Raw genomic sequence first — 26,935 nt, 5'->3', positions numbered from 1 at the left:
TAAGAAAGGGGTGTTCGGTGAGAGAGCGTCCGAAGGTAAAGCCCGACGGCGGGAGTCACCGTCGGGCTTTATGTCGCCTTTCGAAAGGGCACGTCGCGTTTCGAAAGGGCTCGTCGCGTTTCGAAAGGGTTAGCGGGAGCTGCCCGCGAGCAGGCCGCGGCGCTGCAGGAGGCGCTTCTCGATCGGGCCGAACACGAGCAGCTCGATCAGGATGCCCACAAACAGGATGAGCAGGATAGCGGACATCACGATCGCCATATCGGACAACGCACGGCCTTGGTCAAGCAAGGAGCCGAGACCGAAGCCGATGGTGCCGCCCACGGCAATGATTTCCGCGGCCATGAGGGAGCGCCATGAGAACGCCCAGCCCTGCTTCAAACCGCCGATGTACCCGGGGAGGGCGGCCGGAAGGACGATCTGCAACGCCATCTGCACGCGGTTGGCGCCAAGGACAGTGCCAACGCTGCGGTACTGCGGCGGGATCTGGTCGACGCCGGAAATCAGGCCGTTGATAATCGACGGGATGGCACCCATGAGCACCACGAAGTAGACGGTGGCATCCGTGAGCCCGAACCAGATGATGGCGGCGGGGACCCAAGCCACGGAAGGCAGGACTTGCAGGCCGGAGATCAACGGACCGAAAGCGCGCCGGAGCGGAGCAACCTGCGCCAGCAACAAGCCCACAGGAGTTGCCACCACCACGGAAATCAGGAAGCCCACCAAGCCACGCTGCAGCGAAGTCCACACGGATTCCTGGACCTTGCCTTCGCCCCACAGGACGCCCAGCTGGGTGAGAACATCAATCGGGCCGGGAACCTGGTCGCGGCGCTTCAAACCCAGGGAAACGTAAAACTGCCAAACGAGCACGAGGACCACCAAGGCCGCCACTGGCAACAGGATGCGCTTCCAGTCAATGCCGGCCTTGCGCCGTGTGTCCGATTGGAGGTTGTCCAGGCCCGCCTCGAGGTCCCGCAGCTCGGAAGGGTTGCCCTTGATGGACGGCGAGGTGATGTGGTTCTGGTCGCTCACGGGGAGGGTCCGCTCTTCGGTGGTCTGGTTACTTGGCATGGCGGCGGATCTCCTCGCGAAGTCGTCGGGTAATGACGCCGGTGAGCTCCCCTGCCCGGCCGGCGTCGGTGCGGTGTTCTTCGGTGACATCCCACTCAGCCACCACCCGGCCGGGACGCGAGGACAGCAGTAGCACGCGCTGACCCAGGCGCACGGCCTCGCGGACGTTGTGGGTCACGAAGATGATGGTGCGGCCCGTTTCCTTCCAGATCCGCTCAAGTTCGTCGTGGAGGAGGTCGCGCGTGATGGCATCCAGGGCAGCGAACGGCTCGTCCATGAGCAGCACCTGCCGGTCCTGGGCAAGCGAACGGGCCAGGGCCACACGCTGGCGCATGCCGCCGGACAGTTCGTGCGGACGCTTGTCCCCGGCACCGCCGAGGTGGACGAGCTCCAGCAGCTCTGTTGCCCGGGCACGACGGCTCGCCTTGCTGCTGGACTTGTCGGCGAGCTGCAGGGCGAGTTCAATGTTGCCGCGCGCCGTCAGCCACGGGAACAGGGCGGAGTCCTGGAACATGAAGGCCGCACCATCGCTGGGCACCTCAAGGGCGCCCGACGTCGGGTGCTCCAGTCCCGCGATGATGTTCAGCAGGGTGGACTTGCCGCAGCCGGACGCACCGAGGAGGGCAACGAATTCGCCCTGCCCGATGGTGGCGTTGACGTCGTCCAGGACGGGGGCGCCGTCACCGAAGCGTTTGCCCAAGTTCTCCAGTACGACTGGCATGGTCCCGTCCTTCGTTTGTTGTTCGTGAAGCTGGTACTGCGTGCGCCGCGGCCGGAGGGGTCCGGTTGCGGCCGAGGCCGGTCCGCGTCCGGGGTGGAAGCGGACCGGCCTGTGTAGTGCTTAGTCCTGGCCGAGTCCGGCGGCGGAGGTTTTCTTGCCCTGCACTTCGTTCAGGGCGCGGAGGTCGAAGATGCCGTTGATGTCGGCGGTCTTGGTGGTGCCTGCGTCCACGCCGTCCTGGAGGAGCTTCTTGTAGGTCCCGGCCAGCGGGTCGGTGGTGAACTTGATGTTCTGCAGCGCCCGGTCGATCACGTTGGCCGGGAGTGGCTTGCCCGCGGTGTCCTTCAACACGGCGTTGATGGTGGTGGCCTTCTCCTCGGCGGAGGCGGAGTTCAGCCAGTTCACGGATTCAACGTGGCCTTTCAACAACGCCTTGACCGTCTCGGGGTGTTCGGCGGCGAACTTCTTGTTCACGATCAGGATGGTGGTGGTGAAATCACCCTTCTCCCACAAGTCCTTCTCATCCACCAGGACCTTCGCCCCGGCCTCCAGCACCAAACGCGAGGCCCACGGCTCAGGCAACCACGCGCCGTCGAGCTTTCCGTCCTGGAACAACTTCAACGTCTGGGCGTTCTCGGTGGGGTTGATGGTCACATCACCACTGCCATCAGGGCTGGTCTTGTACCCTTGGTCCCCCAACCAGGCCCGCAGCGCCACGTCCTGGGTGCCTCCAAGCTGCGGCGAGGCAAGGACCTTGCCTTTGAGGTCCGCTGCGGAGTTGATCTCTGGCTTGACCACCAACTGGGCGCCACCGGCGGCCGCACCGGCGATGATGCTGATGGACTCGCCGTTGCTCTTGACGAAGGAGTTGATCGCCGGGTTCGGGCCAATGTACGTGGCATCGATCGCGCCGGCGTTCAGCGCCTCGATCGCGGCCGGGCCGGCGTTGAACACCTGCGTGCTGAGCTTGGTGCTGCCGAGCTCCTTGGCGATGAAGCCCTTGCTGGTACCCACCAACGCCGGGCCATGGGTGACGTTACTGAAGTAACCAAGCTTCAGCTCAGCCGCCGGCGAGGTGGTCACAGCCGGGGCTGCCTGGTTGTTGTTCGACACAACCGAGGCCACGGCCGCGCCCGCACCGATCAGCAGGACCAGGCCGACGGCCAGTCCGATCTCCAAGGCACGGCGGCGTTTGGGCTTGGTGGACTCACCCGCAACAATGCGGATGGTGCCTGGATCAGGCTTCTGCGACTCGGGGGTGTTTGCCATGGGGAGGTCCTTAGAAAGCTTTGGGGATGTGAAGCGGGGCGAAGATCGGGCCCCTAACATCGCCCATCGAAGGCAAGGAAGGACCGTTCCAGGGAGGTCATGAATTCACAGTAGGGACTGTCATATTTCGCTTCAATCCCGGAGAAATCGGGGTTCATGAAGGTTCATGTGGCGTCATATTCGTCGCCAAGGCTTCAATATCCCGCGGATTCGTGCGGCAGCAACCTCCCACCAAACGGGCACCCAGCGCCCGCCAGTCAGCAGCGTTGCCAGCCAGGGTGCCGACGTGACCGGCACCCTCGGAAGCTCCCCAGGTCTTTGTCACGGCGTCGTAGGTTTCACCCGAATTCGGGTATGCCACCAGCGGCGCGTCGGTGAGGTTCCGGAGGGTGCCCAACGCCGGAGTCACAAGTTCCAGCGGCACGCAATTAAGCCCGACGGCGGCAACGCGCGGTTCCGTGCGGAGCAGCGCCGCCACGTCCGTCAGGGGCGTTCCGTCACTGATGTGGGCACTGTCCCGCAGCGTAAACGTGAACCAGCTTTCGACGTCGAACTCCGCCACGAGCGCCAGCAGCGCCTCAGCCTCGGCAAAGGATGGCAACGTCTCGCAGGCAAGGAAGTCCACCCCGGCGTCCACGAGCGCGGCGATGCGTGGGCGGTGGAAATCCCGGAATTCCGCGGAAGAAAGCGTGTAATCGCCGCGGTACTCGGAGCCGTCGGCGAGGTAGGCCCCGTAGGGTCCCACCGACCCTGCCACCAGGAGGGAGCGGGCACCGGGGTGCGCAGCGTAGTACTCCTGCCGGGCTTCGTCGGCCAGCCTGACACTCCGGGACACAAGCTCCAACGATTCCTCTACGGAAAGGCCCCGCCGCGCGAAGCCTGCCGGCGTGGCCTGGTAGCTGGCCGTGATCGCCACGGAGGCGCCGGCGTCGAAATAGTCCCGGTGGACCTGCTTGATCAGGTGCGGCTGTTCCAGCAGGACCTTGGCGGACCACAACGGATCGTCAAGATCGCAACCGTGGACTTCGAGTTCGGTGGCCAGGGCGCCGTCCAGGACCAGGTCAGTGCCTGCGTCAAGGAGGGTGCTCAAGGTGGTGTTCCGGGGCATGGTGCCTTTCCAAAAAAGAAACCGCGGCCTGTTCGGATATCCCGCCTTTAATGGCCGGGACCAGCGAACAAGCCGCGGTTCTGTGTCTTTGCGTGTCCTTAGATGACGTAACGTTCGTCTTCGTGGTCGCCCGGGTGGTCCTTGACCAGGCCGGCGGCAAGGGTGTTGCCATCGATCGGGTCGATCACCAGGAACGCACCCGTGCGGCGGTGGCGCAGGTAGTTCTCCAGAGGCAGCGCTGCGGCGAGACGAAGCTGCGCGTTTCCGATGTCGTTGAGCTCCAGGCTCGACGCCGGCTCGGACTTGAAGGTGGCGAGGTCCAGCTTGCCGGACACGCTGCGGACCAAGGCCTGGACCGTGCGGGTCCCGTGCTTCACCAGGACCTTCTGGCCTTCACGCAGGGGCTTGGGCGAGAGCCAGCACAGCGAGGCGTAGAGGTCTGCGGAAGCTTCGCGGACGGTCCCTGCTGCAGCGATCGTGTCCCCACGGGCAATGTCGAGTTCATCGGCCAGACGGACCGCCACGGACTGCGGGGCAGCTGCTTCTTCAAGCGAGCGGCCGGCGAAGTCGATGCCTACCACCGTGGTGTTGCGCGGTTCGTGTCCCGGAGTCAGAACCGTGACCTGGTCGCCAACCTTGACCGAGCCTTCGGTGATCTGGCCGGCGTAGGCGCGGTAATCGCGGTAGGCCTCAACGTCCAGTCCACCGGCTACGGCGTCGGGAGCCAGCGCACCTTGCGGGCGGATCACCAGCTGGACCGGGAAGCGGAAGCTTTCCAGTTCGGATTCGAGCTCATCGGCGGCCGGAAGGGTTTCGAGGACCTCCAGCAGGGCGGGGCCGTTGTACCAGGGGGTGCGCTCCGAGCGGTCCACCACGTTGTCGCCGTCCAGCGCCGACACGGGAACCACCAGGAGGTCGGCTACGCCATCCGAGCCAAGGCCCAGCTCGCGGGCAACCTTCTGCACGTCCGCTTCAATGTCGCGGAACACCTGCTCGCTGAAGTCCACCAGGTCGATCTTGTTCACAGCCACGATCACGTGGGCCACGCGCAGCAACTGCAGCACGGACAAGTGGCGGCGGGTCTGCTCCAAGACACCCTTGCGGGCGTCGATCAGTACGACGACGGCATCCGCAGTGGACGCGCCCGTCACCGTGTTCTTGGTGTACTGAACGTGGCCGGGGCAGTCCGCCAGGATGAAGCTGCGGCGGTCCGTGGCGAAGTAGCGGTAAGCGACGTCGATGGTGATGCCCTGCTCGCGCTCGGCACGCAGGCCGTCGGTCAGGAGCGCCAGGTCGATGCCGCCCTTGTCGCCGCCGAAACCGCGATCCGCGGAGGTGCGGGCAACGGCGTCGAGCTGGTCGGCAAGGATCGCCTTCGAGTCGTGGAGGAGGCGGCCCACAAGAGTGGACTTGCCGTCGTCGACCGAGCCGGCGGTAGCGAAACGGAACAGCGTGGACGGAAGCGGCGCGGACTCGAGTCCGGCTTCCAGGAAGGTGGTTTCGGTGCTCATTTAGAAGTAGCCGTCCTTCTTGCGGTCTTCCATGGCTGCCTCGGAGATGCGGTCATCTGCACGGGTGGCGCCACGTTCGGTCAGGGTGGAGGCAGCGACTTCAACAACGACGTCGGCCACGGTGTACGCGTCGGATTCGACGGCACCGGTGCAGGACATGTCGCCCACCGTGCGGTACCGGACCGTCTTGGTGATGACGTCCTCGTGCGGGAGCGGCTGGGAAACCTCGCCGACCGCGCGCCACATTCCGTCGCGGGCGAACACCTCGCGCTCGTGGGCGTAGTACAGGCCGGGGAGCTCAATGTTCTCGCGCTCGATGTAACGCCAGATGTCCAGCTCGGTCCAGTTGCTGATGGGGAACGCGCGAACGTGCTGGCCAACCGTGTGGCGGCCGTTGTACAGGTTCCACAGCTCGGGACGCTGGTTGCGCGGATCCCACTGGCCGAACTCGTCGCGGAGGCTCAGGATGCGCTCCTTGGCACGGGCCTTGTCCTCGTCGCGGCGGCCGCCGCCGAAAACGGCGTCGAACTTGTTCTTCTGGATCGCATCCAGCAGCGGAACCGTCTGAAGCGGGTTGCGGGTGCCATCGGCACGCTCGGCCAGTTCGCCGCGGTCGATGAATTCCTGCACCGAGCCCACAACGAGCTTCAGGCCCAGGCGCTCAACCGTGCGGTCGCGGAAGTCCAGGACCTCCGGGAAATTGTGGCCGGTATCCACGTGGAGCACCGGGAAGGGAACCTTGCCCGGCCAGAAAGCCTTGGTGGCCAGGTGCAGCATCACCACGGAGTCCTTGCCGCCGGAGAACAGCAGCGCGGGCTTCTCGAACTCGGCAACAACCTCGCGGATGATGTGGATGGCCTCGGACTCGAGGGTGTCCAGTGAGCTGAGTCGCTCGACCGAGGATCCGCCGTGCCCGCTTCGCGATGCCCGCCACGCCGCGGCGGATTCCTCGGTCTCGCTCTGCAACTGGTTCAACTCGAGGTCCTCGCTGGTTGTAGAAGTGCTCATGTGTGTAGTCCGCATTCTGTCTTGTCGGTACCTGACCAGCGGCCGGCTCGGGGGTCTTCGCCCGGGGCCACTTTGCGGGTGCAGGGCTGGCATCCGATGGACGGGTAGCCCTGGCTCAGGAGGGGGTTGACGGGAAGGATGTTGTCCTCGGAGTACTCCACCAACTGATCGAAGGACCAGTCCACCATGGGGTTCACCTTGACCAGGCCGAAGCCTTCATCCCACGTGACCACGGGGGTGTTGGTGCGGGTGGGGCCTTCGTCGCGGCGTACGCCGGTGAACCACACCTCGTAGCCACCAAGCGAACGCCGGAGCGGTGCCACCTTGCGGAGCGCGCAGCACTGGCCGGGATCGCGGGCAAAGAGGTCCTTGCCCAAAAGGCTGTCCTGCTCTTCGACCGTGTGTTCGGGGAGGACGTCCACCACGTTGACCCGCAGGTTCGCCGCAACCTCGTCACGGGTCTGGTAGGTCTCCTTGAAGTGGTAGCCGGTCTCCAGGAACAGCACGTCGACGCCGGGAATCTGCTCGGCCACCAGGGCCGGCAGGACCGCATCAGCCATGGAGCAGGCCACCGTGATGGCGGGCAGTTCGAAGTTCCGTGCCACCCACGCGATCACGTCGGCGGCGGGCGCGTTCCAGTCGAGCTCGGCGGCGCCGGCTTCGGCCAGTGCCTTGAGCTCTTCGTTGGAGCGCTTGGTAATCACTGTCACTGGAGGTCTCCTTCGTCTGCGGAGTGTGCCCACTCAGCGAAGGTCTGGCCCTCGGCGCCAACTTCGACGAACTTGCGGACCACACGCTCGACGTAGTCGGGCAGGTTTTCGACCGTGACCTTGAGGCCGCGGACAGTACGCCCCAAACCGGCTTCTTCGCGCTCGTTGTTTGCCAGCCCGCCACCAAGGTGGACCTGGAAACCCGGGGTGGGGTCGCCGTCGGGCGTCGGCAGCATCATGCCCTTGAGGCCGATGTCAGCAGTCTGGATGCGGGCGCAGGAGTTGGGGCAGCCGTTGATGTGGAGGGACAGTGCCTGGGGCAGCTGCTTGGTTTCCACGAGGTCGGCCAGGCGGCGTTCCAGTTCGGCGATGGCCGTTGCAGCGGTGACCTTGGTTTCAACAATGGCCAGCTTGCAGAACTCGATGCCGGTGCAGGCGATGGTGCCGCGACGGAACACGGACGGACGGGCGGAGAGGCCCAGGGTGTCCAGTTCGGCGATGAGCGGCTCCACCTGGTCCTTCTCAACATCCAGGATGACGAGCTTCTGGTGCGGCGTGGTGCGCAGGCGGTAGGTGCCGTGCTGCTCCAAGGTGTTGGCCAGCTTCACCAAGGCCTCACCGGACGTGCGGCCCACAGTGGGGGTAACGCCGATGAAGAACTTGCCGTCCTTCTGCTCGTGGACGCCAATGTGGTCGCCCGGCGAGGTGGGCTTCGGAGCGGCCGGGCCGTCCGGGAGCTTGAAGCCGAGGTATTCGTCCTCGAGGATCTGGCGGAACTTGGCCGGACCCCAGTCGTTCATGAGGAACTTCAGGCGGGCCTTGGTGCGCATGCGGCGGTAGCCGTAGTCGCGGAAGATGCTGGTGACGCCGAGCCATACTTCGGCGGCAACATCGGCAGAGACGAACACGCCAAGTCGCTCAGCCAGGCGCGGGTTGGTGGAGAGGCCGCCACCAACCCAGAGGTCGTAGCCGGCACCGAGCTCGGGGTGGACGACGCCTACCAGGGCAAAGTCGTTGATCTCGTGCACCACGTCCTGGGACGGGTGGCCCGTGATGGCGGTCTTGTACTTGCGGGGCAGGTTGGCCAGCTCCGGGTCGCCGATGAAACGCTCGGACAGTTCGTGGATCAAGGGCGTGGGATCGATGATCTCGTCCTTGGCGATGCCCGCAACCGGGGAGCCCAGGATGACGCGGGGAACGTCGCCGCAAGCCTCGGTGGTGGACAGATCCACAGCTTCCAGGCGGCGCCAGATTTCCGGGACATCTTCAACGCGGATCCAGTGGAGCTGGATGTTCTGGCGGTCCGTCAGGTCGGCGGAGCCGCGGGCGAAGTCCACGGAGATCTGGCCGATGACGCGGAGCTGCTCGGTGGTGAGGGCACCGCCGTCGATGCGCACGCGCAGCATGAAGTACTTGTCTTCGAGCTCGTGCGGTTCAAGCGTTGCGGTCTTGCCGCCGTCGATCCCGGGCTTGCGCTGGGTGTAGAGGCCCCACCAACGGAACCGGCCGTGCAGGTCCGTGCCATCGATCGAGTCGAAGCCTTCCTTGGCATAGACAGACTCAATGCGCTCACGGACGTTCAGCCCGTTGTCTTCCTGCTTCCAGGTTTCGTTGGCATTGAGGGGCGTGGTGCCGTCAACCTTCCACTGACCGTGGGGCTTGGCGGCCGGGCGGGTGCGTGCGGGACGCTTCGAGACTTCGGTGTCCGCGGGCGCACCGGCTACAGCTGTTTCTGTCATATATCGAGGGTAGGTGTGGCCAGATTTCGCCAGCAAAGGTCCGGAAATGTTGAGTCACCTAAGGAAACACTTCGTCATGAACAGTCGTGGGGCCTTGTCCGCACCAGCTTCTTATGCAGTCCCTTGCCCCGTCATCTCGCGGCCGAATGGTTTAGGAAAGGCTGTCCTTTATTGCGTCATACCGCTCCAGCGCGATCTCGGCCAGAACCGGTGAGGGCAGCAGCGGGTCCGTCACAATATCCGCCCCTGCCTTGAACAACTGGTCGTGGAAATAGCCTGTCGCCAGGAGGTAGGACGCAATGAAAACCCGGCCCCCGCTTCCGGTGAGCTCTGAACGCAAGGAGGCAACGCCGTCGGGCACGTTGGGCTGGGCGCTGGCACCGTAAGCCACCCGGACTTTGTTCGGCAGCAGTTCCGCGAGCAGGCGCGCCTGCTCCTCCGAGTCAACCGAGCCGTCCGGAAGGGACGATCCCGCGGCAGCCAGCAGGACGCCGTCGTTCTCCTGCAGTCCGGAGGCGCGCAAGCGGGCGGCCAGCAGCTCCGCCAGTCGCGGATCCGGCCCAATCGGCTTCGCGGCCACTACCTCGGGCCGGGTCTTGATCGCTTTGGGCACGTCAACCTTGATGTGGAACCCGGTGCTGAGCAGAAGGGGTACCACCACGGCCTCGGTTCCCTCGGGCAGCCCTTCCACCACCCCGGACAGCTCGGGCTCCTGGACGTCCACGTAGGCCTCCAGGACCTGAAGCCCCGGCCGCAGTTCCTCGATTTCGGCCATGACCTGGCGAATGGCTGCCTGGCCCTCGGCGTTGCGGGTTCCGTGGGCACAAGCGATCAAGACGGGGCTGTTCATGGGAGCTAGCGTAACGTTGAGCCAGCACCTGTTGTGAAGCGCGCTCCAGAAAGAACCGTCCACTTGATTTCCATCGACATTGTTCTTCTTTGGCTCGACCTCATTGGCGTGTTCTTCTTTGCCGTTTCAGGCTCGCTGTTGGCCGCGCGGAAGCAGTTCGACTTTGTTGGCTCAGTGCTGCTTGCCTCCATCGTTTCCCTGGGCGGCGGTGTCATCCGGGACATCATCATCGACGCCGGTCCCCCGGCTTCCTTCACCAATCCCGCCTATCTGGCCCCGCCCTTGCTGGCCGCGCTGCTGGTTTACTACCTGTTCTCCTCGGTCCAGCGGTTCACTTCCCTCTTGACCCTGTTCGACGCCGGCGGGCTGGCCCTGTTCTGCATCACCGGTACGCTGAAGGCCCTCACGGCGGGGATGAATCCCGTGACCTGCATCCTGCTTGGCGTCACCACGGCTGTTGGCGGCGGGCTTTTGCGGGACATCACGGCCAACGAGATTCCCACCCTCTTCAACAACCGCGACATCTACGCCCTCCCGGCCTTCGTCGGCGCCGGATTGACCACGTTGCTGTGGCATCTGGGTGACTTCAACGGACTCTGGGCCTGCCTTGTCGCGGGCATCGTTTTCGCCTTCCGCGTCACCGCCTGGCGACGCGGGTGGTACGTGCCATTGGCCGTCCGCGGTTGGCACCGCGCAGGGGTTGGCCCGGGGGCGAATTCCGGGGTCCGCGATTAGCTAGGATTAGAGCATGACTGACATGTTCCTCGAGAAGTTCCGCGCGCTGGTCCCAAAGTATCTCGAGGATGAATGGCAGGAAGAAGACGGCCTCACGCCCGGCGAACTCGATGACGCACTGTCCGAGCACTCCTTCACCATCCCCCTGGTTCTCCGCGAGTTCTACCTCGCCCTGGGCGGCTGCGAAGACCTCATGGAGGCCTACCACTACTTCTGGGATCCCGAGGAACTCGAAGTCGATGACGAAGGCTTCCTCATGTTCCTTGAGGACGAGGACGAGCAGTTCACGTGGGGCTTCCGCGTCGCCGACCTCGGCGTCCCTGACCCCATCGTCTTCCGCCGCAACAATGCCCGCGGCCAGTGGAAGAGCGAGGAAGGTACGTTCTCCGAGTTCGTCTTCGACATGTTCGATTGGGCATTCAACGACGAAGACTAGGTTTTTCTTGTTTCTCAGCCCCCGGGCAGCCCGTTGTGGTTGCCGGGGGCGGTTTTTGTTGTGCGGCGCCGCTGGCCCGGGGCCCTCGTCCTGCCATCCGGCCCCGGGACCGCCACGCCACACTCCTCCCGCCCCCCTTTCGGCCCGGCCTGTGTACCTCGACGACCCACTTTGAGCGGGAAGCCGACGCAACACGCCGTTGCAGTGGACTCCCGGCTACCTTTTGCCCTCAAAGTTGGTCGTGGCGGTACAGCGCTCAGAACATTAATTACGACGGCGGCTGGCTGGCCAGGTATCGGAACGGCCCCGCCACACTCCCCCGGCCCTGTTCGCCTCATCCATCCGGCCTCTGTCCCGCCATGCCACACTCCTCCCGCCCCCCTTCGGCCCGGCCCGTGTACCGCCACGACCCACTTTGAGCGGGAAGCCGACGCAACACGCCGTTGCACGGGCCTCCCGGCTACCTTTTGCCCTCAAAGTTGGTCGTGGCGGTACAGCGCTTGGAATTAATTACGACGGCGGCTGGCTGGCCAGGTATCGGAACGGCCCGAAACGCCCGGCCTCCCTGTTCCGGAGCACGGCCAGGACTTCGTCCACCATCTTCTGTGGCTGATACACAACGTCTGCATAGTAGTAGTGCAGGCTCGGGAGGCCTCCGAGGAGTCCTGCATTGTTCCGGTATTGGTCCTTCTTCACCTGTTTCGGCTCGAAATGAGTCCCGCCGTCGAGTTCGACGATCAGGCATTCCTCGATCAGGCAATCAACTTCACCGACCCCTGGGACGTCCGCGTGCATCCGGACTTGCAACCCGGCCCGCGTGAAGTGGGTATGAGCGAGCACCTCCAAGAGCGAGTCGGCCCTCGGCAGGACAAGGTCCAGGATGGCCCTGGCTACTCCGTTCCGGTTGCCGTTCATCTTGGTCTTCAGGAAAGTCGTGGTCAGCAACGCATGACTGACAGCACTCTGCACCATGACCAGGGCTTCCAACTCGGGGAGGCACCTCATGGCATGCAACAGGACGTCGGCGACTCCTGCCACGGGTAGATAGGGATGGTCCGGGTGCAGGCGCTGGCCGTGGTGGACAACCCGTCGCCTGGCAAGCCCGGTGCCGCAGCTCAGGTGGAGCTGCTCACCAGCGTGGAGCGGACCATCGTGGAGCGTCCACAGGCCATAGAACCGGGCGGCGGAAACGCATGTCAGTTTTCCATTGGCCCGGAACGCCGCCACGATGTCCGGATCAGCGTCCTTCGAGACGTACACACCTCGATGGAGCCTGCTGATATCGCCCTCCTTGACGGCTTTCGCCAATCGCCTGCGGGTAAATCCAGCTGCATAGAGGGATGCGGTGGTCGCAGCCCCATGACGGCTGCGGAGAAATTGAGTGACATCCATCAGTCCATGCTGTGACTCCGCCAAGGCCGCACGCTGCACTCAGAAAGCCGTATGTGGAAAACCCCCGTACCCCCACCACCCACTCTGCAGCGTCCCCACCGGCCGGAGACTCCTCAGCCGGCGTGGCATGGATTCGTGACCACCAAAGTTGGTGGTCACGGCACGGTTGACCTTTGTAAATGACAGCACTTCCATCGAAATTTCTTTGACCCACGGAGTTGCTTATGTGACAGAGTTGTCATAAGCTATTCACGGATCCACTAAATGCCTCCGGTGGGTCTGATGCGAACGGAGATTGTGGTCCCGGTTCGGTGCAGCGTATGACTCGTAACGTTGCAGCGAGCCGGGGCCATTCCATTTAAGCCCTCGCCACCACCCACCAGCCCAGCCGCGCGCCCAAAGCCGAGCACCGCCGTCGTGATGTGCCACCAAAGACAGGTGCCGCCGTCGTGGTGTACCGCCACGACCAACTTGACGCCGACAGCCGAAGACACGCCGCAAAACCGGGCCCCTCAAAGCCCCAGCCCACCCAAAGTGGGTCGCGACGGCACCCACGGACGCCACCAAACCCTGGCCCAGCCGCCGCCGTGTAGCCACCAAACCGTGGCACCGCCGTCGTCGTGTGCCGCCACGACCAACTTTGACGCCGGCGGCCGAAGACACGCCGCTAAACGAGCCCCACAAAGCCCAGGCCCACCCAAAGCGGGTCGCGACGGCACCCACGGAAGCCACCAAAGCCAGGTGCCTCCGCCCTGCGCCACCCAAAGCGGGTCGCGACGGCACAGACGGAAGCCACCAAACCCTGGCACCGCCGCCGCGGTGTGCCCTCCAAAGCTGAGCACCGCCGTCGTGGTGTGCCCTCCACGACCAACTTTGACGCCGACAGCCGAAGACACGCCGCAAAACCGAACCCCTCAAAGCCCCCGCCCACCCAAAGCGGGTCGCAGCGACACAGACGGAAGCCACCAAACCCTGGCCACGCCGCCGTGTGCCCACCGAAACCGTGCACCGTCGTCGTGATGTGCCTCGAAAGCCAGGTGCCGCCGTCGTGATGTGCCGCCACGACCAACTTTGACGCCGACAGCCGAAGACACGCCGCAAAACCGATCCCCTCAAAGCCCCTGCCCACCCAAAGTGGGTCGCGACGGCACAGACGGACGCCACCAAAGCCGAGCACCGCCGTCGGGGTGTGCCGCCACGACCAACTTTGACGCCGACAGCCGAAGACACGCCGCAAAACCGGGCCCCTCAAAGCCCCGGCCCACCCAAAGTGGGTCGCGACGGCACACGACACCAAACAAAAAAGCAGGCCCCCAACCCCGGAGGGTCAGAGGCCTGCCTCAACGCAGAAGAAAGGCTAGCTGCTCCGGTCCACCACGGCGTGGGCGAAGTTGGTCAGGGAGGACTTCACAACACCATCCGGCAGCGGGGCCAGGGCGGCAACGGCCTCGGCAGACCACTCGCGGGCGATCTTCCAGGACTCGGCGGTGACGGGGTGTTCGCGGAGGCCGGCGACAGCCTCAGCCAAGGCAGCGTCGGAAGACAGGTCGCCATCCACCAGTTCAAGCAAAGCGACGGCCGAGGCATCCCCAGCGGCAGCGTCACGGCGGAGCAGCAGCACGGGAAGGGTGGGCACGCCTTCGCGGAGGTCGGTACCCGGGGACTTGCCGGACTTTACCTTCACGCCGGTGACATCGATGACGTCGTCAGCCAATTGGAAGGCAACGCCAACCTTTTCGCCGTATTCAACCAGGACGTCCTCGTACTCAGGAGCGGCACCGGCGAAAATCGCTCCGAGCTGGCCCGAAGCCGCAACCAAGGACCCCGTCTTGTCCGCGATGACGGAGAGGTAGTGGTCCACGGCGTCCTCGTCCTCGCGGGGACCAACGGTCTCGTGGAGCTGGCCGAGGCACAGGCGTTCGAAGGTCCGGGCCTGGATGCCAAGTGCGCGGGAGCCGAGCTCGGACACCAGGATGGAGGCGCGGGCAAAGATGAGGTCGCCGGTGAGGATCGCGACGGAGTTGCCCCATACTTCGTGGGCCGTCGGGGCTCCCCGGCGGAAGGGCGCGGAGTCCATGACGTCGTCGTGGTACAGCGTGGCCAGGTGCGTCAGTTCAACCACGACGGCGGCCTGGACAACCTCGGGACGGGAAGCATCGCCAAGGTGGGCGCACAGCAGGGTCAGCAAGGGACGGATGCGCTTGCCGCCGGCCTCCACCAGGTGGCGCGACGTTGCGTCAGCCAGCGGATCCGAGTTGGAGATGGCCTCGCGAAGCTTCTTCTCCACGCGGGCAAGGTTGGTGGTGATGGCGGGGCCGAGCTCGGCGTCGCCTGCGATGGCGGCAAAACCGGCGGGCAGCTGGAGGCCCGTTGCGATCGCGGTGGTGTTGGGGGCGGGCTCGTTGGAGTCCGGCAGGCCGTGCCCGGCATGGGTCCAGCTGTGTTCGGCAGAGTTCGTCACGGGTTAACCCTAACTAGTTGGTGCGGAAACCGCGGTGTCGGACCCTGCCGCTGCAAACGGGCGGGTGGAGGAAGTGTTGGACGTGGGTGGAACGAGCATTTCCAGGACCCGGATCACCCGGTCTTCGAAGCCCTTCGCCGAGGAGTCCGTGAGGTTGGCCAGCAGCCGGACCACAAAGCGCATCAGCACGGGAATGGGCATGCCGGTCCGCAGGGCGAGCTTCATCACGGCGGGTTTGCCGATCAGGAAAGCAAATGCCCGTCCGAGCGTGAAATGCGAACCCCACTGGTCCCGCACATAGTCCGCGTACCGCGAAAGGTGCGCATCGGCGTCGTGCGTGTTCCATCCGGCAGAGGCAGTACGGGAGGAAGCATCGATCAGGAACTCCGCCGCAAACCGTGCCGACTCCATGGCGTAGGAGATGCCCTCGCCGTTGAACGGGGACACCATGCCGCCGGCGTCGCCCAGCAAGAGCAGCCCGGGCGAGTAGTGCGGGGTGCGGTTGAAGCCCATGGGCAGCGCGGCGCCACGGATCTCCCCCACCTGGTTCTCCGGGGTGAAGCCCCATTCGGACGGCATCGCGGCGGTCCACTCACGCAGGACCTGCTTGTAGTCGAGCTTGCCGAATTCCTTGGAGGAGTTCAGGATGCCGAGGCCCACGTTGGACGTGCCGTCGCCCACGCCGAACACCCAACCGTAGCCGGGCAACGGGTTGCCGGATTTGCCGGGCAGCTCCAGCCAGCCTTCCATCCAGTCGTCGTTGTGCCGGGGCGAGGTGAAGTAGGTGCGCACGGCCACACCGAGGGGCCGGTCGTCGCGCTTGTGCATTCCCAGCGAGACTGCGGTCCGCGTGGAGTTGCCGTCCGCGGCGAGCACGACGTCGGCAAGGAAGTCGCGCGTTTCCCCCGTCTTGCGTCCGGACTCGTCGAGGATCGCGGCGCGCGCGCCGATCACGCGTCCGTCATCAGAGGTCAGTGCGGTGGTGACGCTGTGGCGTTCAAGCACGACGGCACCTGCCGCCTCCGCGTGCCGGGCGAGGGATTCGTCGAAGCCGAGGCGGGTTCGAATGAGTCCGTAGGTGGGAAAGTCGGAGACCTCGGGCCAGGGCAGCTCTATGGTGCGGCCACCGGCGATCAACCGGAGGCCCTTGTTCCGGCGCCACCCGTCCTCAACAGAGTGCGGCAACCCAAGCTTCTGGATCTCCCGGACAGCCCTTGGAGTGAGCCCGTCCCCGCACACTTTTTCGCGCGGGAAGGAGGTCTTTTCCAGGACCGTCACGTCGATGCCTGCCTGGGCCAGGTAATACGCGGCGGTGGACCCTGCGGGGCCCGCGCCAACTATCAGTACTTTCACGGTGTCCTAAGTCAGCCTGACTGCGCGCCCGTCCGGCGCGGTTTGATCTGGCGGCGCAGCTTGGCCACGGGAACGCTTTCGCGGTGTTCGGCGGGCTTCTGCGCGCGGTGCACTGCGACGATTCCGCCGCTGAGGTTGCGATAAGTGATGTCCGTCCAACCTGCGTCGGCAAGCCACTGGGCCAGGTGGTCCTGGTCCGGCCAGGCGCGGATGGATTCGGCGAGGTAGACGTAGGCGTCCGGGTTGGAGGACACCTTGGTGGCGATGGCCGGGAGGGCACGCATGAGGTACTCGGTGTACATGGTGCGCCACAGCGGAACCACCGGCTGGGAGAACTCGGCGATGACCAGGCGGCCACCGGGCTTTGTCACGCGGAGCATCTCTTGGAGGGCCTTGCGGGGTTCAACGACGTTGCGCAGTCCGAAGGAGATGGTGGAGGCATCAAAGCTGTTGTCCGCGAACGGGAGATTGGTGGCGTCACCGGCAATGAAGTCGATGTCCGGGCGGCGGCGCTTGCCAACCTTGAGCATCCCCAGGGAGAAATCGCAGGCCACAACATCCACACCGGCATCGGCGTAGGGCTCGCTGGAAGTACCGGTTCCTGCAGCCAGATCCAGCACGCGCTGCCCGGCCTTCACGTCGATGGCATCCACCACGATCCGGCGCCACCGCCGCGTCTGCCCCATGGAGAGGACGTCGTTGACAACATCGTATTTAGGGGCGACATCGTCAAACATCGTCGCAACTTCGTCCGGACGCTTTTCCAAGGATGCTCGGTTCACCCGTCAATTGTCTCAGACAAACAGCCAAGTTTGCTGCGCTGTAGAAGAAGGGGCGGGTTCTGCCTGCACCCGGGAGTACTGTTGTTCCATCATGACCAGCACGCTCCGCACTTTGACAGTCCCCCTCGATGTCGATTCATCCTCCGGGGGGCTGCCGTCGTTTCTGGTGCGTGACGACGTTCTGTGCTGGTCCCGCCGCGAGGCTGGCCTGGTGGGATACGGGGAGCTGACCCGCTTCAGTACCACCGGTCCGGAGCGTTTCCTCGAGGCCGATATCTGGTGGCGGCACCTCATCCTTGAGGCCGAAATCACCGACCATGTTGAGCTGCCTGGGACGGGGCCGGTGGCGTTCGGCTCCTTCGCTTTTTCCAAGACCTCGCCGCACGTTTCACGCCTGATCCTGCCGGAACTCGTGGTCGGCATCCGCGACGGCCGCGCCTGGGCCACCCAGCTGACGTTCGACGACGGCCCCCTCACCGAGGCGACTGTCCTGGCCACTGTGGAACGCTGGCTGTCCGGCACCAACGGTGACGAACCCGCCGTCGTAACTTCCGACGTCGGGCGCTCACCTGACGGCGACGCGCTCAACGGTTCGCGTGGCTCGCTTGGGCGCGGGTCGCTTACCGAAGCAGCGTGGATGGAAGCGGTGACCAACGGTGTGGAGGAAATCCGTGCCGGGAAGCTGGAGAAGCTGGTGCTGGCGCGCGACGTCGTTGCCACCCTTCCATCAGGGGTCAACGCCGCGGAGGTGCTTCGCCAACTCGCGGCACGGTACCGGGAATGCTGGACGTACGGCGTGGACGGTTTGGTGGGTGCCACCCCGGAGATGTTGATCCAGGTGGAGGGCCGCACAGCCCAAGCCCGCGTGCTGGCCGGGACCCTCGACCGCAGGGACGCCGAGGGCATCGACGGCTCCCCCATGGAATACGCCGAACGCGTGCTGGCCGGGTCGGAGAAGCAGCGGCACGAACACGAGATCGCCATCGATTCCCTGACCCGGCAGCTGGCCCCGTTCTCCGAAGCGATGAACTCGCACAGCGAACCCTTCATCCTGGAACTGCCGAACGTGTGGCACCTGGCCTCGGACGTGAAGGCCGAACTGGCGGACATCGAAGGCCATGTGCCTACGTGCCTCGCGTTGATCAACGCCCTCCACCCCACCGCAGCCGTGTGCGGAACACCCACGTTGGTTGCCGGCGCACTGATCAGGAAACTGGAACATCTGGACCGAGGACCCTACGCAGGTCCGGTCGGCTGGCTGGACGCGGCAGGCAACGGCGAGTGGGGCATCGCCCTGCGCGGAGCCGTGATCGAGGACGCCAACACCGTGCGCCTGTATGCGGGCTGCGGCATCGTTGAAGGCTCACAGCCCGAAGCTGAATTGGCCGAAACCTGGGCCAAGTTCCGTCCGATGCTCGAAGCCCTCGGCATCCGCCGCTGAATCTGGGATTCCAGACCGGGACTCTCCGACCCCCCTTGCATATTCGCTAAACTGGTTATCCAATAGTGAAACTTAGTTTCCTGTGATGCACATCTCACGTTCGGTACTACACTAAAGACCGACTCAGTCCAGCATCCACTGCAACAAAAGGTAAAAATATGCAGATCTCCCGTTCGGTTCTGTCCGGTACCAAGATGGCCGCCGTGCTCGCAGCAGGTGCTTTGGCCCTGACCGCATGCGGTGGTTCCTCCACTCCGGCCGCCTCAGGTTCGGGCCCCCAGCTCATCAACGCCGGCAAGCTGACCGTTTGCTCGGACATCCCCTACGAGCCTTTCGAGTTCCAGAAGGACGGCAAGAACGTCGGCTTCGACATGGACATCGCGGCCGAAGTTGCCAAGGACCTCAAAGCCGAACTCAACGTGGTGGACAGCTCCTTCGAGGCTATCGAAACCGGCACGGCCCTCACTGGCTGCGACGTTTCCATCTCCTCCATCTCCATCACCGATGTCCGCAAGAACGTCATGGACTTCTCCAGCCCCTACATGGATGACGACCTGACCCTGGTGGCCTCCACCGCTTCCGGCATCAGCAACCTTGACGGCGCCAAGGGCAAGAAGGTGGGCGTCCAGCAGGCCACCACTGGCGCCCAGTACGCCAAGGACAAGGGAATTGACGCCCAGCAGTTCGAGGACTCCGGCCTCCTGGTCCAGGCCCTCAAGGCCGGCACCATCGACGCCGCCGTCGGCAACCAGTCCGTCCTGGGCTACGCCATCAAGGATGACTCCAAGATCAAGCGCATCGAGGACTACGCAACCGGCGAGAAGCTTGGCATTGCCATCAAGAAGGGCAACACCGCCATGGCCGACTCCGTGAACGCCACCCTGAAACGCCTCACGGACGACGGAACGCTGGCAAAGTTCAAGACCACCTGGTTCGGCGAAGCCGCAAAGTAAGGCAACCGGCTCCCGATATCCACGCAAGCGGGGCCCCGTAACTCTCTGTTAAAGCAGTCGGTTCGGGGCCCCCGCTGCGCAACATGATTGTGAGAACACCATGGCAATGACTGCACGTCAACGAGCCAGAGTCAGTCTTTACGTCCAGGCCGGAATCTTCGTTGTGGCTGTGGCCGCAGTGATCATCGCCGTGGACTGGAAGACCATTGGCAACAGCGTCTTCAACTTCGCCAAGATCGGCCCCATGTTCCCGGGAATCTTCCTGGTTGGCCTCAAGAACACCCTCATCTACACCGCACTGGCATTCGTGGTGGGCCTCTCAGGCGGCCTCCTGCTCGCCCTGATGAAGCTCTCCTCCTTCCCGCTTTACCGCTGGATCGCCACCGGCTACATCGAGTTCTTCCGCGGTGTTCCGGCCCTGCTGGTCTTCATCGCCTTCGGCTACGGCGTGCCCCTGGCCTTCGGTGTGCAGTGGGACGTCAACATTGTGGTCATGGTGTCCTTGGGCATCGTCGCTTCGGCCTACATCGCCGAAACCCTCCGCGCCGGCCTCCAGGCTGTTCCCAAGGGACAGATGGAAGCCGCCCGGTCCCTCGGCATGCCGCACTGGCGGGCCATGGTCTCGATCGTGATCCCGCAGGCCTTCAAGATCGTCCTGCCTCCGCTGACCAACGAGATCATCCTGCTCACCAAGGACTCGTCCTTGATCTACGTCCTGGGCCTCACGGCGTCCCAGTACGAGCTCACCAAATTCGGCCGCGATGGCATCTCCAGCCTGGGCGCAGGCCTGACCCCGCTGCTGGTGGCCGGCGCGTTCTACCTCGTGATCACCATCCCCTTGAGCCTCCTTGCCAGGAAATTCGAAAGCCGCTCTGCGCGGACCAAGCGATAGGACGGACAGTCATGACCAACTCCGCAACAGTCCGCGCTGCGGGCGTGGACATCAAGGACCTCCGCAAGTCGTACGGCAACAATGAGGTCCTCAAGGGCATCTCCCTGACCGTCGAGCCCGGACAGGTGGTCTGCCTGATCGGTCCTTCGGGTTCGGGCAAGTCCACGCTCCTGCGCTGCGTCAACCTGCTTGAGCAGCCCAACGCCGGCACCATCAACGTAGGCAAGTTCGAGGCCACGGACCCGGATGTGGACCTCAACCGCATGCGCCAGAGCGTGGGAATGGTGTTCCAGCACTTCAACCTGTTCCCGCACCTGAGCGTCCTGGACAACTGCACCATCTCGCAGGTCAAGGTCCTCAAGCGGTCCAAGTCCGAGGCTGCCGACGTGGCCCGCCGCAACCTGGAACGCGTGGGGCTTGGGCACCTTGCGGACCGTTACCCGGACCAGCTTTCCGGCGGCCAGCAGCAGCGCGTTGCCATCGCCCGGGCGTTGTCCATGGATCCGCAGCTGATGCTTTTCGACGAGCCCACGTCCGCGTTGGACCCTGAAACCGTGGGCGACGTCCTGGCCGTCATGCGCAAGCTGGCCCAGGAAGGCATGACCATGCTGGTGGTCACGCACGAGATGGGTTTTGCCCGCGAAGTGGCCGACCGCGTGGTGTTCATGGACGGCGGCGTTGTAGTGGAGGAAGGCGTGGCCGAGCAGGTCATCAGCGCCCCCACACAGCCGCGAACCAAGGAATTCCTGCGCCGCGTCCTGGACCCGACGCACATCGACGTCGTCGAGGACTGAATCCCCCGTTCAGCGACGCAGGAGGGCGGCACCCGCATTCGGGTGCCGCCCTCCGTGTTTCTTAGCGCGGCATTTCCCGCCCGGCGCACCACTTCTTCGCCCGCGGCGCACCCTGCGATCGTTCCTGACGCACCCACTCCCGCCCAGCGCACCACTGCTTCGCCCGCGTCGCACCCTTTCACGCCTTGCGCCCCCGAGGTTACGGGCGCGGACGGCGGAAACGGGCACGGTCGATTCCTAGCCTGCCGTGAGGACCTTGCCCACGGCTGCGTTGATGGCTTTTTTGATCCGCGCATGGAGTCCCCGCAGGCCCGCCCGGTCCACGCGCACTTCCACAATGGTGCGTCCCTTGAGCGGCGCCCTGAGCGCTTCGGCCAGTGCCGCCGTCGTACTTACCGCGCTGTGCCCGACGCCGTACGCCGCCGCGAGGGCCGCGATGTCCACTGAGTGCGGGGTTCCGAAGAGGCGTTCGACGGCGGTGCCGTAGGCCCCTGAGTCTTCCACCGCACCGTGCTCCAGCAGGCCGAAAATGGCCCCACCGGCGTCGTTGAGGACAACGATGCGCAGGTCCGGGGTGGGTTCGCCTTGGCCGAGGAGAAGGCCGCCGACGTCGTGCAGGAAGGTCACGTCACCGAGCAGGACTGTGGTTTCGCGGCCGCTGCCCAGGGCGATGCCGGTAGCCGTGGCGAGAGTGCCGTCGATGCCGGCGAGACCCCGGTTGGCGTAAATCGTGGCCAACGGGTCGGGGTGTGGTTGCCCGGCGAGGTCCACGTCCCGGATGCCATTGGACGAGCCGAGCACCAGCTTCCCGCGGGCATGTGCCCACACGGTTGCTCCTACCGACGGGCCCGTGGCTGTGGGCTCCCCGTTGAGGACGGAGTCGAGCGCGTGCTGGGCGGCGGCGCCCGCGAGGAGCCAGGAATCCAACCAGTCATCCGAACCGCGGCCCGCGAACTCCGCGAGTTCCGGCAGGGTTTCGACCGGGGTTTCCCGGCGTCGGCCATCCTCGTACCACGCCACGGGAACGGGCTGGTAGATCACTGACTCGACGCTTTCCCTCGCCAGCAACGCCGAGACCGGCCGGGACAAGGTGGGGCGGCCGAACAGGACCACTCGCTCAACAGGGGTGGGTGATTCGGGGCCGAAGTGCTCCAGCAGCAGCCGGTACGGGCCCACGGCGTTGGGGCCGAAGCGGGCGTTGGACGATGGCTCAGCGAGCAGCGGCAGGCCGTGGGCGCGGGCGAAAGCCTCAGCCACGGGACCGGCATCGTGGCCCGCCAGGACCACGGTCCGTCGCTCGGGTAGCTCGCTGGAAGCCGCCGGCAGGTCGAGTGCCTGCGGTCCGGCGTCGTAATGGAAAAGGGCGTGGCCCGCGGCCGGCGGCAGGGCATCGCCCGACTCCGGCACCAAGGGGTCCCGGAACGCGAGGTTTACCTGGACCGGGCCTGGCGGAGTGTCCTCGAGTGCTCCCGTGGCCGCGTACAGTGCCGTGGCGACTGCCCTCTGCGGGTTGCCCCCTGCCGCGACGTCGACGGCGAAACGGACGTGCTCGCCGAAAAGGTCCAGTTGGAGCGTGGTCTGGTTGGCCCCGGTACCGTGCAGTTCCTCAGGCCGGTCGGCCGAAACAACGATCAGCGGAACCGCCGCGTGGTTAGCTTCCATCACTGCCGGGAGCAGGTTCCCGACGGCGGTCCCGGACGTAGTGACGACAGCGGCTGGCGCTTCGGTTGCCAGGGCCAGGCCAAGGGCCGTGAAACCGGCATCGCGTTCGTCGATCCGGACGTGGAGGATCACCCTGCCCGTAGCCTCTGCCTCCGCCAAGGCGTAGGCCATAGGCGCCGACCGCGAACCGGGCGCCACCACCACGTGCCGCACACCGCCGTCGAGCAGGGCGGATACCGCAACCCGGGCGGCGCCAATGGATGTCAGAGAGTCCTGGGAAGTCACCGTCCCAGTCTATGGGCGCCCCTCGGCCCGAAAGCGGCCGAACGGTGAGAGAGCGATCACCGAAAACGGCCATTCGGTGAGAGAGCGTCGGATACCACCGACGCTCTCTCACCGAACACCCCCTTCCCACCGACGCTCTCTCACCAAACACCCCCTTCCCACCAACGCTCTCTCACACGACGGAAGCGAGCTAAGCGCTTAGACTCGATTCAGGAGGAGATTCACATGGCAAAGGGTCCCACGGTCTACCACGTCGCAGAACGGGCGGGCGTCTCAATCGCCACGGTTTCGTTCACCTTTCGGCAGCCGGAAAAGGTCAAAGCGTCCACTCGCGAGGCGGTGCTCGCAGCGGCCGAGGCCCTGGGCTACGTTCCCAGCGCCAGCGCCCGTGGCCTGGCCCGCGGCAGGACCGGCGCCCTGGGCTTGTTCGCTTACGACTACCTGCTGGACCCTTCGCATGGACGGAGGGAAGAGGGCATTGCTGCCTCGGACCCAGCCTTGGCCGAGGGGCTCGGGAATGAGGACCTCCGGCTGTTCCCTTTGTATGTTGACGAGGTGCAGCGCGGCGTCGAGTTGGAATGTTGGCGGCGTGGCCAGGCCCTCCTGGTGGGTGGCGGCAATCCGGAAAACAACGAGGCTGTCTTGTCCGACATCGCAGGCCGAGTGGATGGGCTCGCCGTATTTCCACGCTCGGTCCCCAGCGAAGCCCTCGCCCGAATAGCCCGGCGCATCCCGGTTGTGGAAGTCTCCGAAAGCGTCCTCAACCGGAAACTGGACCACGTGACCGTGGACAATGCGTCCGGCTTTCGACAGATAACCGAGCACCTCTTGACGGTGCATGGCATGACCCGGCTCATGTTCCTTGGCGGCATGCCCTCCTCCGACAATGACCAGCGCCTCCAGGCCTTCCTGGGGACGCTCCATATTGCCGGACTGTCCGCAATCCGCGAGCCGGACTATCCCTGCGGCAGTGACGAAAGCGTGGCAGACGTTATCCGCACGCTTTGCCGGGAAGGGAACCTGCCCGAGGCCATTGTTTGCGCAACGGATCAGGATGCGCTCATGGTCCTGGATACACTTGCCGCCGCTGGACTCAGCGTTCCCAGCGACGTCGCCGTGACCGGCTTCGACGGCATTGCGGCGGGTCGCGTGGTCCGGCCTTCTCTGAGCACGGTTCGCCAACCCATGGAACAAATGGGCCGGGCCATGGTGCAGCTGCTCCTTGACCGGCTTGACCATCCTGATCGACCGCCCGCAACTGTGCACCTTCCCGTTCGCCTTGTGGTGCGGGAGAGCTGCGGCTGCCAGCCCAGGTAATTGCCACCCACCCAGAGTCCGGCATGTAAAACATGCCGGACTTTTTTGTCCACATTCTTCCCACCTGCTGTTGCCAAAGTCACATTCAATGCGCTTAGATTGGGTCTCGTCGGCATATCAAAGCGCTTAGATTCGATGAGCGCAGCAATTCGGCCCTCTCCATCGGCGCTCTCCCCAAGTACCTGAGAAGAGCGGGACCCACGAAAGGAACAACGATGATCCATCCGAACGCCACGAAAGCAGCAGCGATAGGCCTCGCTGCCGCGCTGCTGCTCACAGCCTGTGGCAGGGATACAGCTGCTCCAGCCGGTGGAGCTTCCGCCGCTTCCATTGCTTCAGGACCGGCAACCGGCACCATCACCCTGTGGGCCCAAGGCAGCGAAGGCGAGGCGCTGCCCGCCCTCCTGAAGGAGTTTGAGTCCGAAAACCCCGGCGTCAAGGTGGACGTTACGGCAATTCCCTGGGACGCGGCGCTCAGCAAGTACCAAACCGCCATAGCAGGCGGAACGACCCCTGACGTTGCCCAGATGGGCACTACGTGGATGGGTGACTTCAGTGACGCCTTCGATGCCACTCCCCCGGAGATCGATGACAGCACGTTCTTCCCCGGCTCCGTCAAATCAACGGAGGTTGAAGGCACCGCTTACGGCGTGCCGTGGTATGTGGACACCCGCGTGGTCTACTACCGCAGCGACCTCGCAGAGAAGGCCGGAATCACCGAAGCACCGGAAACCTGGGACGACTTCAAGGCCTTGGCCAAAGCACTCCAGGACAAGGCGGGCGCCAAATTCGGAATTCAGTTGCCCACCGGTGTGGCCGGCTCTTTTCAGGACACCCTCCCGTTCCAGTGGTCCAACGGCGCAAAACTCATGAACGACGACGGCACCAAGTGGACTCTTGATTCTCCCGAGGCCGCCGAAGCACTGAAGTTCTACTCGAGCTTCTTCACGGACGGGATTGCGTCAAAGGCGGCTTCCACAGGAACGACGGCAGAAGCCTCCTTCGTGGACGGCACCGCACCAATGATGATCAGCGGGCCATGGCATGTTGGACTCCTGAACAAAGCCGGCGGGGAAGGCTTCGCGGAAAAGTACAAGGTTGCCCCCATGCCCAAAGCCAAGAGCTCCACGTCATTCGTCGGCGGATCCAACATGGTGGTGTTCAAGAAATCCAAGAACCGGGACGCGTCCTGGAAGCTCCTGCAGTGGCTGTCCAAGCCCGAGATCCAGCTGAAGTGGTACCAGGCCACAGGAGACCTCCCTTCCCAGCAGAGCGCCTGGAAAGATCCTTCCCTTTCCGGCGACAGCAAGCTCTCCGTGTTTGGCGAGCAGTTGAAGAACACCAACAATCCGCCGTCTGTCACCACCTGGACCCAAGTTGCTGCAGCTGCCGACACCGAGATTGAGCAGATTGTCAAGGCTGGCAAAGATCCTGAAGAGGCCCTGAAGTCCCTGCAAAAGACAGCGGAGTCGATTGGCACCGGGAAGTAACGGTGGCGACCACCACTAGCGTCAGGCCTGCCGGCAGCGAGGTGGCTGGCAGGCCCCCTGCCCCGGGAGGACGCCCACGCCGCCGAAACGCCCTGGTGGCTTGGCTTTTCGCGTTGCCGTTCATCCTGGTCTTCTCTGTCTTCATGCTGGTCCCGCTGGTGTCGTCGTTCTTGATGTCCTTCACGGACTTCACCAGCCGCGACATAGATAACCCCTTTGCTGTGGGCTTCGTTGGACTGGACCAGTACGCCGCCCTCTTCAGAAATCCCCAATTCCTGCATTCCGTCCTCAACACGGCGTACTTCGTGGTGGCGGGCATACCTTTGACAATCGTTCTGGCCTTGGCATTGGCAGTTGCCCTCAACAACGGCATAACCCGTTTCCGCACCGCTTTCCGCGTCGGGTTCTATACGCCGGTAGTTACCAGCATTGTGGCCGTCGCCGTCGTCTGGCGTTTCATCCTGCAGCCCGACGGCCTGTTGAATGTCATCCTCGGCTGGGTGGGCATTGCCGGTCCTGACTGGCTCAACAGCACCGCGTGGTCCATGCCTGCGCTGATCATGCTCGCGGTGTGGAGGAATCTGGGAACCCTCATGGTCATCTTTCTGGCGGGTCTCCAGAATGTTCCAGCCGATGTTCTGGAAGCGGCAGCCGTTGATGGTGCCAATACCTGGCAGCGATTCATGCGCATCACTTTGCCCATGCTGCACCCCACCTTGCTTCTCGGCACAGTCCTTCTGTCCGTCGGCTTCCTCCAGTTCTTCGAAGAGCCGTTTGTGATGACCAAGGGCGGTCCGTTGGACTCCACGTTGTCGGTCAGCTACTTCACGTTCAACCAGTTCGGATTCGGCAAATACGGGCTCGCTTCGGCCGCCAGCTATGTGCTGTTCGTGGCCATCGCGCTCCTGAGCCTGATCCAATTTCGAGCCCTGCGATCAAAGGACTGAGGCCGAACTTC

23 protein-coding genes are annotated in these 26,935 nt (G+C 64.5%); 9 read left to right on the top strand and 14 right to left on the bottom strand.

All coding sequences use genetic code 11. The annotated features are described in order from the left end of the window. Nucleotides 1-129 precede the first annotated feature (129 nt). From ACIPY3_RS00560 to ACIPY3_RS00520, 9 genes are all read right to left on the bottom strand, one after another. Nucleotides 130-1,068 (bottom strand): ABC transporter permease, encoded by a 939-nt coding sequence (locus ACIPY3_RS00560; protein WP_400328787.1) that lies wholly within the window; start codon nucleotides 1,066-1,068, stop codon nucleotides 130-132. Next, nucleotides 1,058-1,789, bottom strand: a complete 732-nt coding sequence (locus ACIPY3_RS00555; RefSeq protein ID WP_397324415.1) for an ABC transporter ATP-binding protein — start codon at nucleotides 1,787-1,789, stop codon at nucleotides 1,058-1,060. Before ACIPY3_RS00555 ends, ACIPY3_RS00560 begins: the two co-directional genes overlap by 11 nt. Nucleotides 1,790-1,909: 120 nt before the next feature. Next, nucleotides 1,910-3,058 (bottom strand): ABC transporter substrate-binding protein, encoded by a 1,149-nt coding sequence (locus ACIPY3_RS00550; RefSeq protein WP_400328784.1) that lies wholly within the window; start codon nucleotides 3,056-3,058, stop codon nucleotides 1,910-1,912. A gap of 154 nt (nucleotides 3,059-3,212) precedes the next feature. Beyond that, complete coding sequence (gene mmuM, locus ACIPY3_RS00545; RefSeq protein WP_400328783.1) at nucleotides 3,213-4,166, bottom strand: homocysteine S-methyltransferase; 954 nt, start codon at nucleotides 4,164-4,166, stop codon at nucleotides 3,213-3,215. A gap of 98 nt (nucleotides 4,167-4,264) precedes the next feature. Then, nucleotides 4,265-5,677, bottom strand: a complete 1,413-nt coding sequence (locus ACIPY3_RS00540; RefSeq protein WP_400328780.1) for a sulfate adenylyltransferase subunit 1 — start codon at nucleotides 5,675-5,677, stop codon at nucleotides 4,265-4,267. Beyond that, nucleotides 5,678-6,685 carry a sulfate adenylyltransferase subunit CysD gene (gene cysD / locus ACIPY3_RS00535; RefSeq protein ID WP_400328775.1) on the bottom strand — a complete coding sequence of 336 codons (1,008 nt, stop codon included), beginning with the start codon at nucleotides 6,683-6,685 and terminating at the stop codon, nucleotides 5,678-5,680. After that, nucleotides 6,682-7,395 (bottom strand): phosphoadenylyl-sulfate reductase, encoded by a 714-nt coding sequence (locus tag ACIPY3_RS00530; RefSeq protein ID WP_400328772.1) that lies wholly within the window; start codon nucleotides 7,393-7,395, stop codon nucleotides 6,682-6,684. Before ACIPY3_RS00530 ends, cysD begins: the two co-directional genes overlap by 4 nt. Further along, the gene (locus tag ACIPY3_RS00525; protein ID WP_400328769.1) at nucleotides 7,392-9,134 is read right to left on the bottom strand and encodes a nitrite/sulfite reductase; all 1,743 of its coding nucleotides are present in this window, start codon (nucleotides 9,132-9,134) and stop codon (nucleotides 7,392-7,394) included. The genes ACIPY3_RS00530 and ACIPY3_RS00525 overlap by 4 nt, the downstream gene beginning before the upstream one ends. Nucleotides 9,135-9,285: 151 nt before the next feature. After that, nucleotides 9,286-9,984: a sirohydrochlorin chelatase gene (locus ACIPY3_RS00520; protein ID WP_400328767.1), complete on the bottom strand. Its 699-nt coding sequence runs from the start codon at nucleotides 9,982-9,984 to the stop codon at nucleotides 9,286-9,288. 63 nt (nucleotides 9,985-10,047) lie between these two features. Between ACIPY3_RS00520 and ACIPY3_RS00515 the strand changes: the two genes are divergently transcribed. Together ACIPY3_RS00515 and ACIPY3_RS00510 are read left to right on the top strand one after the other, a co-directional pair. Continuing rightward, nucleotides 10,048-10,719 (top strand): trimeric intracellular cation channel family protein, encoded by a 672-nt coding sequence (locus ACIPY3_RS00515; RefSeq protein WP_400328761.1) that lies wholly within the window; start codon nucleotides 10,048-10,050, stop codon nucleotides 10,717-10,719. Between the two features lie 13 nt (nucleotides 10,720-10,732). Next, on the top strand, nucleotides 10,733-11,155 hold the full coding sequence (locus ACIPY3_RS00510) for a hypothetical protein (RefSeq protein ID WP_397324428.1): 423 nt from the start codon (nucleotides 10,733-10,735) through the stop codon (nucleotides 11,153-11,155). A gap of 510 nt (nucleotides 11,156-11,665) precedes the next feature. On the opposite strand, the gene ACIPY3_RS00505 is transcribed toward ACIPY3_RS00510, so the two are convergent. From ACIPY3_RS00505 to ACIPY3_RS00490, 4 genes are all read right to left on the bottom strand, one after another. Beyond that, on the bottom strand, nucleotides 11,666-12,547 hold the full coding sequence (locus ACIPY3_RS00505) for a type IV toxin-antitoxin system AbiEi family antitoxin domain-containing protein (protein ID WP_400328753.1): 882 nt from the start codon (nucleotides 12,545-12,547) through the stop codon (nucleotides 11,666-11,668). Between the two features lie 1,357 nt (nucleotides 12,548-13,904). Then, on the bottom strand, nucleotides 13,905-15,008 hold the full coding sequence (locus ACIPY3_RS00500; RefSeq protein ID WP_400328748.1) for a polyprenyl synthetase family protein: 1,104 nt from the start codon (nucleotides 15,006-15,008) through the stop codon (nucleotides 13,905-13,907). A 9-nt stretch (nucleotides 15,009-15,017) separates the two neighbouring features. Beyond that, nucleotides 15,018-16,361: a geranylgeranyl reductase family protein gene (locus ACIPY3_RS00495; protein WP_400328743.1), complete on the bottom strand. Its 1,344-nt coding sequence runs from the start codon at nucleotides 16,359-16,361 to the stop codon at nucleotides 15,018-15,020. Between the two features lie 11 nt (nucleotides 16,362-16,372). Next, nucleotides 16,373-17,143, bottom strand: coding sequence for a demethylmenaquinone methyltransferase (locus ACIPY3_RS00490; RefSeq protein ID WP_400328740.1), 771 nt, complete (start codon nucleotides 17,141-17,143; stop codon nucleotides 16,373-16,375). 91 nt (nucleotides 17,144-17,234) lie between these two features. Between ACIPY3_RS00490 and ACIPY3_RS00485 the strand changes: the two genes are divergently transcribed. From ACIPY3_RS00485 to ACIPY3_RS00470, 4 genes are all read left to right on the top strand, one after another. Continuing rightward, the gene (locus ACIPY3_RS00485; RefSeq protein WP_400328737.1) at nucleotides 17,235-18,584 is read left to right on the top strand and encodes an isochorismate synthase MenF; all 1,350 of its coding nucleotides are present in this window, start codon (nucleotides 17,235-17,237) and stop codon (nucleotides 18,582-18,584) included. Between the two features lie 158 nt (nucleotides 18,585-18,742). Beyond that, a complete protein-coding gene (locus ACIPY3_RS00480; protein ID WP_397324437.1) occupies nucleotides 18,743-19,537 on the top strand; it encodes an ABC transporter substrate-binding protein in 795 nt (264 codons plus the stop codon). A 100-nt stretch (nucleotides 19,538-19,637) separates the two neighbouring features. Continuing rightward, on the top strand, nucleotides 19,638-20,429 hold the full coding sequence (locus ACIPY3_RS00475) for an amino acid ABC transporter permease (protein ID WP_397324438.1): 792 nt from the start codon (nucleotides 19,638-19,640) through the stop codon (nucleotides 20,427-20,429). A gap of 11 nt (nucleotides 20,430-20,440) precedes the next feature. Further along, entirely contained in the window at nucleotides 20,441-21,223 is a 783-nt protein-coding gene (locus tag ACIPY3_RS00470) for an amino acid ABC transporter ATP-binding protein (RefSeq protein WP_400328733.1), read from the top strand. Between the two features lie 237 nt (nucleotides 21,224-21,460). On the opposite strand, the gene menD is transcribed toward ACIPY3_RS00470, so the two are convergent. Next, on the bottom strand, nucleotides 21,461-23,170 hold the full coding sequence (menD, locus tag ACIPY3_RS00465; protein WP_400328730.1) for a 2-succinyl-5-enolpyruvyl-6-hydroxy-3-cyclohexene-1-carboxylic-acid synthase: 1,710 nt from the start codon (nucleotides 23,168-23,170) through the stop codon (nucleotides 21,461-21,463). A 225-nt stretch (nucleotides 23,171-23,395) separates the two neighbouring features. On the opposite strand from menD, the gene ACIPY3_RS00460 reads away from it, so the two are divergent. From ACIPY3_RS00460 to ACIPY3_RS00450, 3 genes are all read left to right on the top strand, one after another. Beyond that, nucleotides 23,396-24,487: a LacI family DNA-binding transcriptional regulator gene (locus ACIPY3_RS00460; RefSeq protein ID WP_400328727.1), complete on the top strand. Its 1,092-nt coding sequence runs from the start codon at nucleotides 23,396-23,398 to the stop codon at nucleotides 24,485-24,487. 215 nt (nucleotides 24,488-24,702) lie between these two features. Then, nucleotides 24,703-25,977 carry a sugar ABC transporter substrate-binding protein gene (locus tag ACIPY3_RS00455; protein ID WP_400328724.1) on the top strand — a complete coding sequence of 425 codons (1,275 nt, stop codon included), beginning with the start codon at nucleotides 24,703-24,705 and terminating at the stop codon, nucleotides 25,975-25,977. Between the two features lie 2 nt (nucleotides 25,978-25,979). After that, nucleotides 25,980-26,924, top strand: a complete 945-nt coding sequence (locus ACIPY3_RS00450) for a carbohydrate ABC transporter permease (protein ID WP_400328722.1) — start codon at nucleotides 25,980-25,982, stop codon at nucleotides 26,922-26,924. Nucleotides 26,925-26,935: the final 11 nt, after the last annotated feature.

Source organism: Paenarthrobacter sp. NPDC089714, assembly GCF_044748905.1.
Taxonomy (GTDB): Bacteria; Actinomycetota; Actinomycetes; order Actinomycetales; family Micrococcaceae; genus Arthrobacter.
This window is presented reverse-complemented; position numbering and strand designations above follow the sequence as displayed.